Below are 15,424 nucleotides of genomic sequence, written 5' to 3' on the forward strand. Positions count from 1 at the left end.
ACTCAGCGCCGCACCGTACCCGGCCGCACCGTACACAGGAGGTCTCCATGCGCATCGCTCTGCTCACCGAGAGTGCCTTCCCCACTGCCAGGAGTGTCGAGGGCGGCTGGTGTGATCGGCTGACCCGGGGGCTCCCCGAACACGACTTCGAGCTGTACGCCCTCGGCGCCACCAGGCGCGACCCGATGCCGGAGCCGCTGCCCGCGCGGCTGCTCTCGCTCCGGCACAGCGGATCGACCGGCGGCCTGAGCGGCCGTCCCGCCGGGAGCCCGTTAGCCGGGGGACTGCACGGTCCGCGCCGCCGCCGCGCGCTCGCGGCCTACCGGGAACTGGTCGCCGCGCTGGTCGAACCGGGTGGCGCCGAGGGCTTCGGCCCCGCGCTGTACGCCCTGGCCGAGGCGGGGCGCGGCGGCGGGCTGCCCGCGCTGCTCCGCTCGGGTGCCGCGCTCGCCGTGGTCGAGGCCGCCTGGCGCAGCCCCGGGGCGCGCGGCACCTTCGGCCCCGGCTCCGTCGGCGAGCCGCTGGTCCGCGACGCCCTGGTCGCGGTCGACCTGCTGGAGCGCTGCCTGCGCCCGCTGTCCGCCCCCTGGTACGGCCCGGACGCCCTGGCCTCGGCGGACCTCTGCCACGCGGTGGACGGCGGGCTCGGCGTGCTGCCGGGCCTGATCGCCGCGCACGACCACGGCATCCCGCTGATCATCACCGAACACAGCCTGCACCTGCGGGAGCGGGCGCGCGGCTACCGGGCCGCCCCCTACCGCTGGCCGGTCCGGGCGCTGCTGCTGGCCTTCTTCCGGCTGCTGGCCCGCGAGGGCTACCAGCAGGCCGGGCTGATCACCCCGGGCAGCGCCTTCGACCGCCGCTGGCAGATTCACTGCGGCGCGGACCCGGCCGCCATCCGCGTGGTCTACCAGGGCACCGCCCGGGCGGAGGAGCCCGCGGCCGGGGCCGAGCCGCCGGTGCCCACCCTCGGCTGGTCCGGGCCGGTGGAGCCGTACGGCGGCCTGGCCACCATGCTGCGGGCCTTCGCGGAGCTGCGCGGGCAGCTGCCGCGGGCGGTGCTGCGGATCCACGGCGAGGTCCCGCCCGGGGCCGGGGCCTACCACCGGCGCTGCCGCGAGCTGGCCCGGCTGATCGCCCCGCACGATCCGCACGCGGTGGTCTTCGAGGACGCCGCGGCGGAGCCCTCGGCGGTCCACGGCCGGGCCGGGGTACTGGTCTTCTCCGGCAGCAACGGCGCCTCGCCGCGGCTGCTGGCCGAGGCCATGCTCAGCGGTCGGCCGGTGGTCGCCACCGACACCGGCGCGGCCCGCGAGGTGGTCGGCCCGACCGGGCTGCTGGTCCCGGCCGAGGACCCGCGCGCGCTGGCGGCGGCCTGCGCGGCGCTGCTCGGCGACCCGGAGCGGCGCTCCCGGCTCGGCAACGCCGGGCGGTTGCGCGCCCAGGAGCTCTACGCGGTGGAACCGGCCGCCACCGCCTTCCGCGGGCTCTACCTGGAGCTCGTCTCCGGCTGGCCGGGCCCCCGACCGGTGCGGGTGCCCGCCCCGGGCTCCCGGCAGCCCTTCGCCCGGCCCGCCGACTACTGGGTCGCGGCCGACGCCCACGGCGCCCGGGCCCGGGACGCGGTACCGGTGGAAGCGGGCGCCGGATGACCGCCGACCCGGTGCACACCCTGCGGGAACGCCACCTCGCCTGCTGCGAGGGGGCGGTCCACCCGCTGGAGATCGCCGCCGAGCTGGAGGCGGCCGGGATCGGCCCCGGCACCGCCGGTCACTACCGGCACAACGACGTCTTCGCGCTCGCGGAGGAACTGCACGCCCGGGTCCCGCGCCGGCCCGCGGCGCTGCGGACCCCCGTACCGGAGAGCCCCTGGCGGCGGCGCGCCGCCCCGGCCTGGCTGGCCGCGCTGCTCTATCCGCTGCCCGCCCTCGGGCTGTGGCTGCTCGCCCCGGCCGGGCCCGGTGCCCGGGCCCGGCCGTTCGAGCTCGCCGCCGCGGTACTGATCGGCCTGGTCGCCGCCGTCACCGCCGGGCCCGGGCCCGGCCCCGCCGCCAGGACCGGCTACGCCCTCGGGCTGGCCGCCCTGCTCGGAGCGGCGGTGGCCGCGCCCCGGGCCGATCCGGCGATGGCGGTCGCGCTGGCCGCCGCGATGGGCGCGGCCGACTGGTGCGCCCGCTGGTTCCGCCACATCGGCTGGGGACACCTGGACACCGCGCACTCCCGGGCCGGGTTCCGGGTCCGGATGCGACCGGTGCTGCCGGTCACCGTCGGGCTGTACCTCAGCGGCCTGGCCGCGATCAGCTTCGCGGTGCTGCTGCTGACCGGCCGCCGGTCCGCCGACAGCGCGGTGGCCGGGGCGATCGCCGGAGCGGGCGGCGCGACCTGGGCCGCGCAGGGCTGTACCGGCCTGGTGCTGCTGCTGGTGCTGCTGCTCTGGCGCTCCGCCCGGCAGCGCGACGCGCTGGCGGCACTGCTGTGCTGCCTGTCCACCGTGGGCGTGGCGGCGGCGGTGACCAGCGGTCCCGGCGGCCTCGGCGCGGCCGGGGCCGGGCCCGCGCTGCTGTGGGGCTGCGGGCTCTCCGCGGTGCCGCTGCTGCCCTACACCTGGGCGGTGCTGCTGCGCCCGGAGTCGCACCGGCCCGATCCGGACCCCTGACGCCTCCGAACACCTCACGGACCGACACACCTCACGGACCGACATCTCCACGGGCTGACATTCCCCAGCCCGCTGATCCCCGCACGATTTCGCGGGTCCGTCCCGGGCCCGCTCAAGGAAGGACCGCCTCATGAGGGTGCTGCTGCTGGGCGCCGATGGATTCATCGGCCGCCGCGTCGCCGACCGCCTCTTCGTCGACCCGGAGTTGCAGGTGACCGTGCTGGGCCGGCGGGACACCGCCGACATCCGCTTCGACCTCGCCGCAGGCAGCCCCGGCGCGCTCGCCCGCTTCCTGGACGCGGTCATGCCCCGGGTGGTGGTCAACTGCGCCGGGGCCACCTACGGCACCCCGCGTGACCTGGTCCGGGCCAACACCCAGGCGGTGGCCACGGTCTGCGAGGCGATCCGGCGCAGCCACGACCCGGCGCGGCTGGTGCACGTCGGCTCGGCGGCCGAGTACGGCGCGGTGCCGATCGGCACCGCCACCCCCGAGACCGCCGAGCCGCGCCCGCTCGGCCCCTACGGCGTGACCAAGCTCGCCGGAACGGAACTGGCGCTCTCCTCCGGGCTGGACGCGGTGGTGCTGCGGATCTTCGACGTGGTCGGCCCCGGGGTCCCCGCCGGTTCGCTGTTCGGCCGCCTGTCGGAGGGGCTGCGCCGGGCGCTGGAACGCGGTGAGCCGCAGGTGCGCGCGGCCGACCTGTCCGCCTTCCGGGACTTCGTGGACGTCCGCGACGTGGCCAGGGCGGTCCAGTCCGCCGCGGTCTCGGCCGCCACCGGCGTGATCAACGTCGGCGGCGGCAGCGGGGTGCGGCTGCGTGACGCCGCGCACCTGCTGGTCCGCGCCTCCGGCTTCGAGGGGCGGCTGCTGGAGGAGGCCCGCAGTCCGATCCCGGGCGCGGACGGCACCGACCGCCCCGGCGAGGTGCTGTGGCGGCAGGCCGACATCCGCACCGCCCGGGAGCGCCTGGGCTGGCGTCCCCGGGTCCCGCTGGAGGAGTCGCTGGCCGATATCTGGACGGAGACCGCCTGCCGGGTTTGAACTCCGCCGTCTCAGCAACGTCTCAGCGGTTGTCTCGCACCTCGGACCCGGGGGGCTGGAATAGCGCACGGCGTGGCACTGTTGGCCGGAGAACTGTTACAGAAACCGACCACCGGAGTCCCCCGTGTCGCTGCCACCCCTGGTCGAGCCGGCCGCTGAGCTCACCGTGGACGAGGTCCGCAGGTACTCCCGCCACCTGATCATCCCGGATGTCGGGATGGCCGGGCAGAAGCGGTTGAAGAACGCCAAGGTGCTCTGCGTGGGCGCTGGCGGCCTGGGCTCGCCCGCACTGATGTACCTCGCCGCGGCTGGTGTCGGCACGCTCGGCATCGTCGAGTTCGACACCGTCGACGAGTCCAACCTCCAGCGCCAGATCATCCACGGCCAGTCCGACATCGGACGCTCCAAGGCCGAGTCCGCCCGGGACTCGGTCAAGGAGATCAACCCCTATGTGAACGTGATCCTGCACGAGGAGCGCCTCGATGTGGACAACGTCAAGGGGATCTTCGCGCAGTACGACCTGATCATCGACGGCACCGACAACTTCGCCACCCGCTACCTGGTGAACGACGCCGCGGTGCTGCTCGGCAAGCCCTACGTGTGGGGCTCGATCTACCGCTTCGACGGTCAGGCCAGCGTCTTCTGGGCCGACCACGGCCCCTGCTACCGCTGCCTCTACCCGGAGGCCCCGCCGCCCGGCATGGTCCCCTCCTGCGCCGAGGGCGGCGTGCTGGGCGTGCTCTGCGCCTCCATCGGCGCGATCCAGGTCACCGAGGCGATCAAGCTGCTGACCGGGGTCGGTGAGCCGCTGGTCGGCCGACTGATGATCTACGACGCCCTGGAGATGCAGTACCGCCAGGTCAAGGTCCGCAAGGACCCGGACTGCGCGCTCTGCGGCGACCACCCGACGGTCACCGACCTCATCGACTACGAGGCCTTCTGCGGCGTCGTGTCCGAGGAGGCCCAGGCGGCGGCGGTGGGCTCGACGATCACGCCCAAGCAGCTGAAGCAGTGGCAGGACGACAAGGAGGACATCCTCCTGATCGACGTCCGCGAGCCCGGCGAGTACGAGATCGTGAACATCCCCGGCGCGGTGCTGATCCCCAAGGGCGAGTTCCTGATGGGCAACGCGCTGGAGCAGATGCCGCAGGACAAGAAGATCGTCGTGCACTGCAAGACCGGCGTCCGCTCGGCCGAGGTGCTGGCGGTGCTGCACGCGGCCGGCTTCGCCGACGCCGTGCACGTCGGTGGCGGCGTCGTCGGCTGGGTCAACCAGATCGAGCCGGAGAAGCCCGTCTACTAGGACCTAGGACCTACTACTGAGGACCGGCCCGCCCGGACTCCACGGCCCGCACGAGGGGGCGCACCCGCCGGGTGCGCCCCTTCGCCGTGTCCGGCGGTCACAGCGCGCTCTTGCGCTGGAGGAAGGTGAACGAGATCCAGCCCGGCAGCACCGGCAGCCAGAAGGTCAGCAGCCGGAACAGCACCACCGCCGGGGTGGCCACCGCCAGCGGCAGCCCGGCGCCGGTGAGCAGCCCGGTCAGCGCCAGCTCGATCGGCCCGATCCCGCCGGGCACCGGCACCGCCGACCCGGCGGCGTTCCCGGCCAGGTAGACCACGGCCACGGTGGCGAACGGCAGCGAGTGCCCGAGCGCCCGGATACTGGCGTCCAGGCAGGCCACGAAGGCCAGCGAGACCAGGATGATCCCGCCGAAGCCGGTGGCCAGCTTGGTCGGCGAGCGCAGCAGGTCGAGCATCCGGGGGACCACCCCGAGGAACAGCGAGCGGACCTGCGCGGTCAGCCAGCGGCGCAGCGGCGGGATCGCCGCCGCCACCAGCACCAGCACCGCCGCCACCAGCAGTCCGGCGATGACGGTGCGGGAGGAGGGGATGTCGGAGCTGCTGCCGGTCCCGGCGATGAAGCCGAAGCCGAGCAGCAGCAGGATGTGCATGCCCAGGCCGACCAGCTGCGAGGCGCCGACGCTGGCCACGGCCTGTCCGGGACGGACCCCGGCGCGCTGGAGGAACCGGGCGTTCAGGGCCACCCCGCCGACCGCGGCCGGGGCGACCAGCTTCACGAACGACCCGGCGACCTGGGCCAGGAAGGTCCGCCCGAACGGCAGCTGCTCGGGGACGAAGCCGGACAGGCTCATCGCCGCGCCGACGTAGCTGAGCACGGACGCGGCCACCGCCAGCAGCACCCAGACGAAGTCCGCCCGGGAGAGCGCGCTGACCGGGTTGTTGGCGACGATCTGGGTCAGCAGCAGGTACCCGGCGAAGGCCCCGGCGATCATGGTGACCAGGGTCTTCGGCCGCAGCCGCTGGATGTTCGCCGGGGCGACCACCGCCTGCGGGACGATCTCCAGGATCTGCTCGCGGATCTGCGACAGCAGGTCCTGTGCCACCGGGGGTTCCAGCAGCGCGTCCTCGACCTTGATCCCGGCCTTCACTCCGGCCTTCTTCAGCCGTTCCAGCTGCTCCGCGTGCTGGGCGTCCGCCTCGGCCTTGCGGGTCCGGTTGAACTGCTTGAGCGCCTGCCGGGTGGAGCGGTTCAGCCCGACCGGCTGGAGCAGCGGCAGCGCCCCGGCGGTGCGGTCCGCGCCGAGCACGGCGTTGGCGGAGGCCACCGCCCGCTCCGGGCCGACCCGCAGCGCCAGCGTGGTCAGCAGCTGCGCGATGTCCATCCGCAGGGTCAGGTCGCCGGAGGCGATGTCGCCCCCGGCCAGGTTGACCAGGCAGGTCCGGCCCTCGCCGGTGACCAGCACCGACTCGCCGGTGAGCCGCCGGTGGGCGATCCGCCGGTCGTGCAGGGCACGGACCGAGCCCCAGGCGTCGGCGAGCACCGCGTCGGTGATCTCGCTGGTGTCCACGCTGTCCAGCGAGCGCCCCTCGATCCGCTCGTAGACCAGGATCACGGCGTCCGGGCCGAGTTCGGAGGTGGCCAGCAGGTGCGGGGAGTGCGCCCCGGCGGCGTTGACCGCGTAGGCGATCAGGGCCTCCTGCTCCAGGGCCTGGCGCAGCGACTGCGGGCTGGAGCGGACCGCCACGGTGCGCAGCTGTAGGCGGCGCCAGGTCCGGTAGAAGAACCCCGAGGCCTGCTGCTCCCGGTCGATCACGTGGACGTCGAGCGGTGAGGCCCCGTCCTGGATGATCAGGTAGCGGCGGGTGCCCTCCGGGCCGTCCGGCGAGCGGTGGGCGCTGACCGGGGCGAAGCCGACCTTGCGCAGCCCCGTCAGCAGGTGCTCCCCGGTGGGGCGGACGTTGGGCGTGCCGACCGCGTACAGGGTGCCGTAGGCGACGGTCAGGCCGAGCAGGATGGTTACTGCGATGGACAGCGGCGTGGTGTGGCCGCTGATCAGTTCGGAGATCGAGTCCAGCAGGACCACGCCCCACAGCGCGATCCGCCAGCGCGGTCTGCTGGCCATGCCGACGGCGGTCATGTAGGCGATGACCGGGGTCAGGTAGCTCTGCACCGGGTCGGTCAGCACGTCCCCCGGGAGCCGCTCGGTGAGCGCGTAGGTGATCGCCAGCGGCGCCTCCTTGACCACCCACAGGTCCACCGCCAGCGAGATCCCGTGGGCCAGTACCGCCGCCAGCACCCCGTCGGCGACCCGCAGCCCGTCGCGTTTGATCAGCCGTTCCACCGCGAAGGCCAGCGGCACGATCAGCACCGCGGCGGTGGAGACGAAGCCCATGATCGTGCTCAGGAAGCCGGGGACCTTGGTCGCTCCGGAGGCGATGTCGGTCTGCAGGCCCTTGGTGGAGTTCTGCGCGATGCTGGCGAGCACCAGCACCGCCGCGATGCCGAGGACCCCGAGCAGCACCCGGATCAGGTCGGCCGGGCGGTGCACCCGGGCCGCCAGCAGCGGCTCGTCCACGGAGACGTGCTCGCTGGTCCGGGTCTCCGGAGGCAGCGGCCCCCGGGGGTGCTTCACCAGGTCGACCCGGGGCGGTGGGGGAGCGGGTGGGTCCGGCCGGTCCCCGGGCGCGGTCTCGGACACGTCCGCCGCCTGTTCGGCGTTCGCGTTCGGACCGGTCATCGTGGTGTGTGCCTTCTGTCGCCTGGTATCGCCCCCTCAAAGGGTGGCATGGGCAGGGGCTGCGCGTCGGAGCCAGGTGACGTCGTAACGACCCCCGGCGGATGCTACATTCCCCCGCCCGGGTGGGCGAGCAGGTTCCGCAGGGGGACCACCCGGTCGTGTCAGTCCCATGGGACACAATGCCGAGGATGAGTACTGACGAGTCCCCGACCGACGAGTCCCCGACCGACGAGCCCCCGACCGACGAGCCCCCGGCCGCGCTGCCGCCGTTCGCCGAGCTGGTACTGGAGCTGGCCGAGCGGATCCCCGCCGGTCGGGTCATGACCTACGGGGACGTGGCCGAGTACCTGGAGGGGGAGCGGAGCGGGGCGACTCCCCCGGGGGCGGCGGTCGGCCGCCGGGTGGGCGGGGGGCCGCGCCAGGTGGGGCGGGTGATGGCGCTGTACGGCGGGTCGGTGCCCTGGTGGCGGGTGGTGCGCGCGGACGGCGCGCTGCTGCCCGGCCACGAGCTGCGCGCCCTCGCCCACTACCGGGACGAGGGCACCCCGCTGCGCCCGGCCCGCGGCCGGGGCCCCGCCCGCGGCTCGGCGGCGGCCGAGGACCTGCCGCGGGTCGACCTGTCCCGGGCCCGCTGGGACGGCCGCTGAGGGTGCCGGGGCGGTGGCGGCAGCTGCCGGAGGGATCCGTGCGAAGCCGGGACAACGGGGTGGCTGACGGGGGAGCATCGTAGGCTCGCGACGTACGGTGGCTCAGGTGCCGCGGCCCGCCGCACCCGAAAGCCCCCGTAGTTCCTCCCCCTGGACCGTGCCGATGACCTCCCAGCCCGTTGCCCCTGGTGCGCGCACGGGCGCGTACCGCCTGGTGCGCGACCCGCTGGCGACGCCCCGGCCCCCCGTGCTCGACGCCTACCAGCAGGCCGTGGTGGACCACCGGGGCGGCCCGCTGCTGGTCCTCGCCGGGCCGGGCACCGGCAAGACCACCACGCTGGTGGAGGCGGTGACCCGGCGGATCGCCGAGGGGGTGCCCGCCGACGAGGTGCTGGTGCTGACCTTCAGCCGCAAGGCCGCGGTGGAACTGCGCGACCGGATGACCGCCCGGGTCGGCGGCCTCGGCGGGGTGCCGCAGGCCACCACCTTCCACTCCTTCTGCTACGCCCTGGTCCGCGCCCAGCAGGACCAGGAGACCCGGCTGGCCTCGGGTCCGGAGCAGGACGTCATGGTCCGCGAGCTGCTCGCCGGGAACGCCGAGGACGCCAGGGACGGTCGCGGCGTCCGCTGGCCGGACGAGCTGCGGGCCTGCCTGACCACCCGGGGCTTCGCCGACGAGGTCCGCGCGGTGCTCGCCCGCACCCGGGAGCTGGGCCTGGGCGAGGACGAGCTGAAGCGCTTCGCCGAGCGGGTCGGCCGCCCGGACTGGCACGCGGCCGCGGCCTTCCTCGCGGACTACCTGGACGTGCTGGACCTGCGCGGGGTGCTCGACTACTCGGAGCTGGTGCACCGGGCGGTGCTGCTGGCCGAGCGCCCCGAGGTCGGCGAGCGGCTGCGCCGCCGGTACCGGGTGGTCTTCGTGGACGAGTACCAGGACACCGACCCGGCGCAGGTCCGACTGCTGCGGGCGCTGGCCGGGGACGGCCGCGAGCTGATCGCGGTGGGCGACCCGGACCAGTCCATCTACGCCTTCCGGGGGGCCGACATCAACGGCATCCTCGGCTTCCCGCAGGACTTTCCGCGGGCCGACGGCCGACCGGCGCCGATCAGGGTGCTCCGGGTGTCCCGCCGCTCCGGCGCCACGCTGCTCGCGGCCAGCCGCACGGTCGCGCTGCGGATGCCCATGGCCCGGCTCCCCGCCGAGGCACTGACCCAGCACCGCCAACTGATCGCGGAGCAAAGGGAGGGCGGGAGCGAAGCGACTCCCTCGGGGGTGGTGGCCGGGCGACGGGTGGGCCGGGTCGAGGTCTACACGTATCCGACGCCTGGTTCGGAGACGGACAACATCGCCGACCTGCTGCGCCGGGCGCACCTGGAGGAGGGCGTGCCGTGGGGCGAGATGGCGGTGCTGGTGCGGGCCGGGGCCCGGTCCATCCCCGGGTTCCGGCGGGCCCTCGGCTCGGCCGGGGTACCGCTGGAGATCGACGGCGACGACCTGCCGCTGCACGCGGAACCGGCGGTCGAGCCGCTGCTCACCGCACTGCGGGTGTGCGCCGACGGCGCGGTCCACGACCGCCGGATGGCGGCCGTCGGCAGCGCGCCCGGCGAGGACCCGCTGACCGCGGAGCTGGCCCGGCAACTGCTCACCGGCCCGCTGGGCGCGCTGGACGGCGCCGACCTGCGCCGCCTCGGCCGCGCCCTGCGCGAGGAGGAGCGTGCGGCCCTCCGCGCGCTCCCGCCGGAGCACCAACGCGCCGTGCGCCCCGCCGACCAGCTGGTGCGCGAGGCGCTGGCCGAACCGGAACGCCTGGTCACCCTGGACGGTGTGCACGCGCGGCGGGCGCACCACCTGGGCCAGCTGCTGCGCAAGGTACGCGAGTCGCTGGCCGGTGACGCCTCCGCCGAGGACGCGCTGTGGGCGCTGTGGGACGGCTCCGAGCGCTGGCGGCAGCGGCTGGAGGCGGCCGCCCTGCGCCCGGGCACCGCCGGGCGCAACGCCGACCGGGACCTGGACGCGATCTGCGCGCTGTTCGAGACCGCCGCCCGCTCCGCCGAGCGGATGCACGGGCCCAGGGACGCGCTGAACTTCCTCGCCGAGCTGGAGCAGCAGGACATCGCCGCGGACACCCTCTCCGGCCGCACCGTGCGCCCGGACGCCGTGCGGCTGCTCACCGCGCACCGGTCCAAGGGGCTGGAGTGGCGGCTGGTGGTCGTCGCCGGGGTGCAGGAGGGGCTCTGGCCGGACCTGCGGCGGCGCGGGTCGCTGCTGGAGGCGGACCGGATCGGCCGGGACGGCCTGGCCGAGCCGCTGAGCCCGGGCGCGCTGCTCGGCGAGGAGCGCCGGCTCTTCTACACCGCCGTGACCAGGGCCAGGGAGCGGCTGATCGTCACCGCGGTCAAGGCCCCGGCCGACGACGGCGACCAGCCCTCGCGCTTCCTGCGCGAGCTCTACCGGGAGCTCCCGGACGGCACCCGGGTCCCCGACGTCCGGGTCGAGGACGTCAGCCACCGGCCGCGCCGCCCGCTGGCGGTCGCCGCGCTGGTGGCCGAGTTGCGGGCGACCACGGTGGATCCGGCGGCCTCGCCGGAGCTGCGCGAGGCCGCCGCCGAGCGGCTGACCCGGCTGGCCGCGCTCACCGACGACGACGGTGTGCCGCTGGTCCCGGCCGCGCACCCGCAGCGCTGGTGGGGGATGGCGGAGGCGACCGGCAACGCCGTGCCGGTGCGCGAGCCGGAGCAGCCGCTGCGGCTGTCCGGCAGCGCCCTGGAGCAGGTCGGCTCCTGCGCGCTGCAGTGGTTCCTGGGCCGGGAGGTGCGGGCCGAGGGCGCCTCCAGCGCGGCCCAGGGCTTCGGTAACGTGGTGCACGTGCTCGCGGACGAGGTCGGCTCCGGGCGCACCCCGGCCGAGCTCGGGGTGCTGATGGAGCGGCTCGACACGGTCTGGGACGCGCTGGCCTTCGACGCGCCGTGGAAGTCCGAGCAGGAGAAGGGCGAGGCCAGGGCCGCCCTGGAGCGCTTCCTGCGCTGGCACGCGGACGAGCGCGGCCGGGTGGTGGCGGCCACCGAGCACCCGTTCGAGGTGGAGCTGGAGGCGGGCGGCCACACGGTGCGGATCCGCGGCAGCATGGACCGGGTGGAGCGGGAGGAGCCCGGCGGGGCGGCCTTCGTGGTCGACTTCAAGACCGGCAAGCGGGTGGTCTCAGGTCCCGACCTGCGGACCCACCCGCAGCTGGGCGTCTACCAGCTGGCGGTCCGCGCGGGCGCGGTCGACGGGCTGGAGGCCTTCGCCGGGGAGCAGCCGCAGCCGGGCGGGGCGGAGCTGGTGCAGCTGCGCCAGGCAGCCGGAAAGGACCAGGAGGATCGTCCCAAGGTCCAGGGCCAGCCCTCGATCGCGGACGATTCCGGCTGGATCGAGGGCCTGCTGGTCGAGGCCGCCGACCGGATCGTCAACGAGCGCTTCGTGCCGACCGTCGGCCCCGGCTGCGACCACTGCTCGTTCCGGCGCAGCTGCACCGGGCATCCGGAGGGCCGGCAGGTGGTGGAGTGAGGGGCGGACCCGGCGGCGGGCGGGGTTGTCAGTGGCAACCGCTAGCGTTTCCCGGGTGAGCCCAGCCATCACCAGCCCGGAGCAGCTCAGGCAGCTCCTCGGCATCCCGTTCACCGCGGAGCAGACGCGCGCGATCACCGCGCCGCTCGCCCCCGCGGTCATCGTCGCGGGCGCGGGCTCGGGCAAGACCACGGTGATGGCGGCCCGGGTGGTCTGGCTGGTCGGCACCGGCCAGGTCCGACCCGAGCAGGTACTCGGGCTGACCTTCACCAACAAGGCCGCCGGGGAGCTGGCCGAAAGGGTCCGCAAGGCCCTGGTCCAGGCCGGGGTGGTCGATCTGGACCCGGTCGCGGCCGACGACGTCCTCGGCGAGCCGGAGATCTCCACCTACCATGCCTTCGCCGGGCGGCTGCTGAAGGACCACGGCCTGCGGATCGGGCTGGAGCCGGACGTCCGGCTGCTCGCCGACGCCACCCGCTACCAGCTCGCGGCCCGGGTGCTGCGCCAGGCCCCCGGCCCCTACCCGGCGCTGACCGGCTCCTTCTCCACCCTGATCGACAGCCTGCTGACGTTGGACGGCGAACTCGCCGAGCACCTGGTCGTCCCGGAGCGGTTGCAGCAGTACGACCGGGCGCTGCTGGCCGCGCTCGACCGGGCCCGGCTCAGCAACGACGACCTGCGCAAGGTGCCCAGGACCGCCGCCGCCCGGATCGAGCTCGCGGACCTGGTCGGCCGCTACCGGGCCCGCAAGAGCGAGGCCGGGCTGATGGACTTCGGCGACCAGATAGCGGCCTGCGCCCGGCTGGCCCAGGGGCACCCCGAGGTCGCCCGGCTGCTGCGCGCGCAGTTCCGGGTGGTGCTGCTGGACGAGTACCAGGACACCTCGGTCGCCCAGCGGCTGCTGCTGTCCGGCCTCTTCGGCGCGGGGACGGGCGCCGGAACCGACGGCGGGGGCGGCGGGGGCGGGCATCCGGTGACCGCCGTCGGCGACCCGTGCCAGGCCATCTACGGCTGGCGCGGGGCCTCGGTGGCCAACCTCGACGACTTCCCGAGGCACTTCCCGCAGGCCGACGGCAGCCCCGCCGAGCGCTACTCGCTCTCGGAGAACCGCCGCAGCGGCGGTCGGCTGCTGGACTTCGCCAACGGCCTGGCCGCGCCGCTGCGGGAGCTGCACCAGGGCGTCTCGGCGCTGCGCCCGGCGCCGGGGGCGGAGCACGAGGGCTTCCTGCGCTGCGCCCTGCTCGACACCCACGACCAGGAGGTGGCCTGGCTCGCCGACTCCATCGCGCACCTGGTCCGCACCGGCACCCGCCCGGGCCGGATAGCCGTGCTCTGCCGGGCCGGGCGGGACCTCTTCCCGGACATGCACGCCGCCCTGGTCGCCCGGGACGTCCCGGTCGAGGTGGTCGGCCTGTCCGGGCTGCTGAACCTGCCCGAGGTCGCCGACCTGGTCGCCACCTGCGAGGTGCTGCAGGACCCGACGGCCAACGCGGCGCTGGTGCGGCTGCTGATCGGCCCGCGCTGGCGGATCGGCCCGCGCGACCTGGCGGTGCTCGGCCGCCGCGCGCAGGCCCTGGTCCGGGTGCACGGCGGGCCCGGCGGCGGCGGTCAGGACCGGCTGGCGGAGGCGGTGGCCGGGACCGACCCGACGGAGGTGGTCTCGCTCGCCGACGCCCTGGAGAGCTTCCTGCACCCGGACAGCCGGGGCGAGCCCGAGCTGCCGGTCTCGCCGGAGGCCCGGGCCCGCTTCGCGCAGCTGGCGGCGGAGATCCGGGACCTGCGCCGGGCGCTGGCCGAGCCGCTGATGGACGTCCTGCACCGGGTGCTCGCGGTGACCGGCCTGGAGGTGGAGCTCTCCGCCTCGCCGCACGCCCTGGCCGCCCGCCGCAAGGAGACCCTGAACGCCTTCCTGGACGTCGCGGCGGGCTTCGCCGACCTCGACGGCGACCCCTCGCTGGCGGCCTTCCTCGGCTTCCTGCGCGCGGCCCAGGAGTTCGACCGGGGCCTGGACAGCACCCTCCCCGGCGGCGACGACACGGTGAAGGTGCTCACCGTGCACAAGTCCAAGGGCCTGGAGTGGGACGTCGTGGCCGTGCCCGGCCTGGTCAAGGGGGCCTTCCCGGCGGAGAAGGGCCGCGAGCGCTGGACCAGCCGCCCCGAGGTGCTGCCGCACGACCTGCGCGGCGACGCGCCGACCCTGCCCGGCACCCCGCCGTGGACCGGGACCGGGATGAAGGCGTTCACCGCCGAGATGAAGGAGCACGCCGCCACCGAGGAGCTGCGCCTCGGCTACGTCGCCTTCACCCGCCCCCGGGAGCTGCTGCTGGCGTCCGGCCACTGGTGGGGCCCCTCGCAGAAGCGCCCGCGCGGGCCCTCGCCGTTCCTCGAAGCGCTGCGCGACCACTGCGAGCGCGGGACCGGCGGCGAGATCGAGGTCTGGGCGCCGACCCCGGCGGCGGACGCGGAGAACCCCTCGCTGGCCCGTACCGCCGACCACCCCTGGCCGCTGCCGCTGGACCAGGACGCGCAGGCCGCCCGCCGCCGGGCCGGCCTGCGGGTGCTGGCGGGCCTGCGCGGCGAGCAGCAGCCGCGGGAACCGGAGCTGGTCCCGGAGGAGCAGCGGCTGGTCGGCTCCTGGGACCGCGACCTGGAGGCGCTGACCGGGGAGCTGCTGCGGTCCCGGGCCGGGCGCCGGGACGTCCCGCTGCCCGCCGCGCTGTCCGCCTCCCAGCTGCTGCGGCTCGCGGCCGATCCGGACGGCTTCGCCCGGGAGCTGGCCCGGCCGATGCCGCGTCCGCCGCAGCCCGCGGCGCGTCGCGGCACCCGCTTCCACGACTGGGTGGAGGCCCGCTTCGAGCCGCTGCTGCTGGTCGGCGAGGACGCCCTGCCCGGCGCCGAGGAGGACCTGGTCGAGGACGAGCGCGACCTGGCCCGGCTCAAGGAGGCGTTCCTGGGCACCCCGTACGCCGCGCTGACCCCGCACCGGGTGGAGTCGCCGTTCCAGCTGCTGCTGGCCGGGCGGGTGGTGCGTGGCCGGATCGACGCGGTCTACCGCACCGGTCCGGAGAGCTACGAGGTGGTCGACTGGAAGACCCACCTGCGGGAGACCGCCGATCCGCTGCAACTGGCGGTGTACCGGCTGGCCTGGGCGGAGTCGCTGGGGCTGCCGCTGGAGCGGGTCTCGGCGGCCTTCCTCTACGTCCGCAGCGGGCGGGTGGTCCGTCCCGCGCCGCTGCCGGGCCGGGCGGAACTGGAAGGTCTGCTCACCGGCATTACTCCGAACGAGCGGCCTATGGATGGTGATACCACGGGAACTTTGTGAAATGACTGTGCAGCATGTCCTTTTCGTGCCTAATGTTATTGGCACCAACCAGTCATACCCTGTCCAATTCTGAACGACAACCTGTCACTGTCGGTTCGTCGGCGTTCCCGCCGGTGACCGGCGGTTCCAGCCCTCGCCGATCCCCAGCCTTCCTTCCTATCGCCGTAGCA

Annotated in this window: 8 protein-coding genes; 7 read left to right on the forward strand and 1 reads right to left on the reverse strand. The window is 75.2% G+C overall.

The window, feature by feature from the left end; all coding sequences use genetic code 11:
* Nucleotides 1-47 precede the first annotated feature (47 nt).
* The 4 genes from GXP74_RS05415 to moeZ all read left to right on the forward strand — a co-directional run bounded on the left by GXP74_RS05415 (nt 48) and on the right by moeZ (nt 5,001).
* Complete coding sequence (locus GXP74_RS05415; protein ID WP_182450274.1) at nt 48-1,652, forward strand: DUF3492 domain-containing protein; 1,605 nt, start codon at nt 48-50, stop codon at nt 1,650-1,652.
* Nucleotides 1,649-2,656 carry a hypothetical protein gene (locus GXP74_RS05420; RefSeq protein WP_182450275.1) on the forward strand — a complete coding sequence of 336 codons (1,008 nt, stop codon included), beginning with the start codon at nt 1,649-1,651 and terminating at the stop codon, nt 2,654-2,656. Before GXP74_RS05415 ends, GXP74_RS05420 begins: the two co-directional genes overlap by 4 nt.
* Before the next feature lie 130 nt (nt 2,657-2,786).
* Nucleotides 2,787-3,698, forward strand: coding sequence for an NAD(P)-dependent oxidoreductase (locus tag GXP74_RS05425; protein WP_182450276.1), 912 nt, complete (start codon nt 2,787-2,789; stop codon nt 3,696-3,698).
* 124 nt (nt 3,699-3,822) lie between these two features.
* Entirely contained in the window at nt 3,823-5,001 is a 1,179-nt protein-coding gene (gene moeZ, locus GXP74_RS05430) for an adenylyltransferase/sulfurtransferase MoeZ (RefSeq protein ID WP_182450277.1), read from the forward strand.
* A 97-nt stretch (nt 5,002-5,098) separates the two neighbouring features.
* Here the strand turns inward: moeZ and GXP74_RS05435 are convergent, their stop codons facing one another.
* Complete coding sequence (locus GXP74_RS05435) at nt 5,099-7,738, reverse strand: lysylphosphatidylglycerol synthase transmembrane domain-containing protein (RefSeq protein ID WP_182450278.1); 2,640 nt, start codon at nt 7,736-7,738, stop codon at nt 5,099-5,101.
* Between the two features lie 188 nt (nt 7,739-7,926).
* On the opposite strand from GXP74_RS05435, the gene GXP74_RS05440 reads away from it, so the two are divergent.
* The 3 genes from GXP74_RS05440 to GXP74_RS05450 all read left to right on the forward strand — a co-directional run bounded on the left by GXP74_RS05440 (nt 7,927) and on the right by GXP74_RS05450 (nt 15,254).
* On the forward strand, nt 7,927-8,385 hold the full coding sequence (locus tag GXP74_RS05440) for an MGMT family protein (protein WP_304940908.1): 459 nt from the start codon (nt 7,927-7,929) through the stop codon (nt 8,383-8,385).
* A 163-nt stretch (nt 8,386-8,548) separates the two neighbouring features.
* On the forward strand, nt 8,549-11,932 hold the full coding sequence (locus GXP74_RS05445) for an ATP-dependent DNA helicase (RefSeq protein ID WP_182450280.1): 3,384 nt from the start codon (nt 8,549-8,551) through the stop codon (nt 11,930-11,932).
* Nucleotides 11,933-11,987: 55 nt separating this feature from the next.
* On the forward strand, nt 11,988-15,254 hold the full coding sequence (locus tag GXP74_RS05450; protein ID WP_182450281.1) for an ATP-dependent DNA helicase: 3,267 nt from the start codon (nt 11,988-11,990) through the stop codon (nt 15,252-15,254).
* Nucleotides 15,255-15,424 lie beyond the last annotated feature (170 nt).

This window comes from Streptacidiphilus sp. P02-A3a (assembly GCF_014084105.1).
In the GTDB taxonomy this organism is placed as follows: domain Bacteria; phylum Actinomycetota; class Actinomycetes; order Streptomycetales; family Streptomycetaceae; genus Streptacidiphilus.

Excerpts from the sequence above, each read along its gene's own strand:
- GXP74_RS05440 (WP_304940908.1), top strand. The coding sequence starts at position 7,927 with ATGAGTACTGACGAGTCCCCGACCGACGAGTCCCCGACCGACGAGCCC.
- GXP74_RS05435 (WP_182450278.1), bottom strand. The coding sequence starts at position 7,738 with ATGACCGGTCCGAACGCGAACGCCGAACAGGCGGCGGACGTGTCCGAG.
- GXP74_RS05415 (WP_182450274.1), top strand. The coding sequence starts at position 48 with ATGCGCATCGCTCTGCTCACCGAGAGTGCCTTCCCCACTGCCAGGAGT.
- GXP74_RS05445 (WP_182450280.1), top strand. The coding sequence starts at position 8,549 with ATGACCTCCCAGCCCGTTGCCCCTGGTGCGCGCACGGGCGCGTACCGC.
- GXP74_RS05420 (WP_182450275.1), top strand. The coding sequence starts at position 1,649 with ATGACCGCCGACCCGGTGCACACCCTGCGGGAACGCCACCTCGCCTGC.
- GXP74_RS05425 (WP_182450276.1), top strand. The coding sequence starts at position 2,787 with ATGAGGGTGCTGCTGCTGGGCGCCGATGGATTCATCGGCCGCCGCGTC.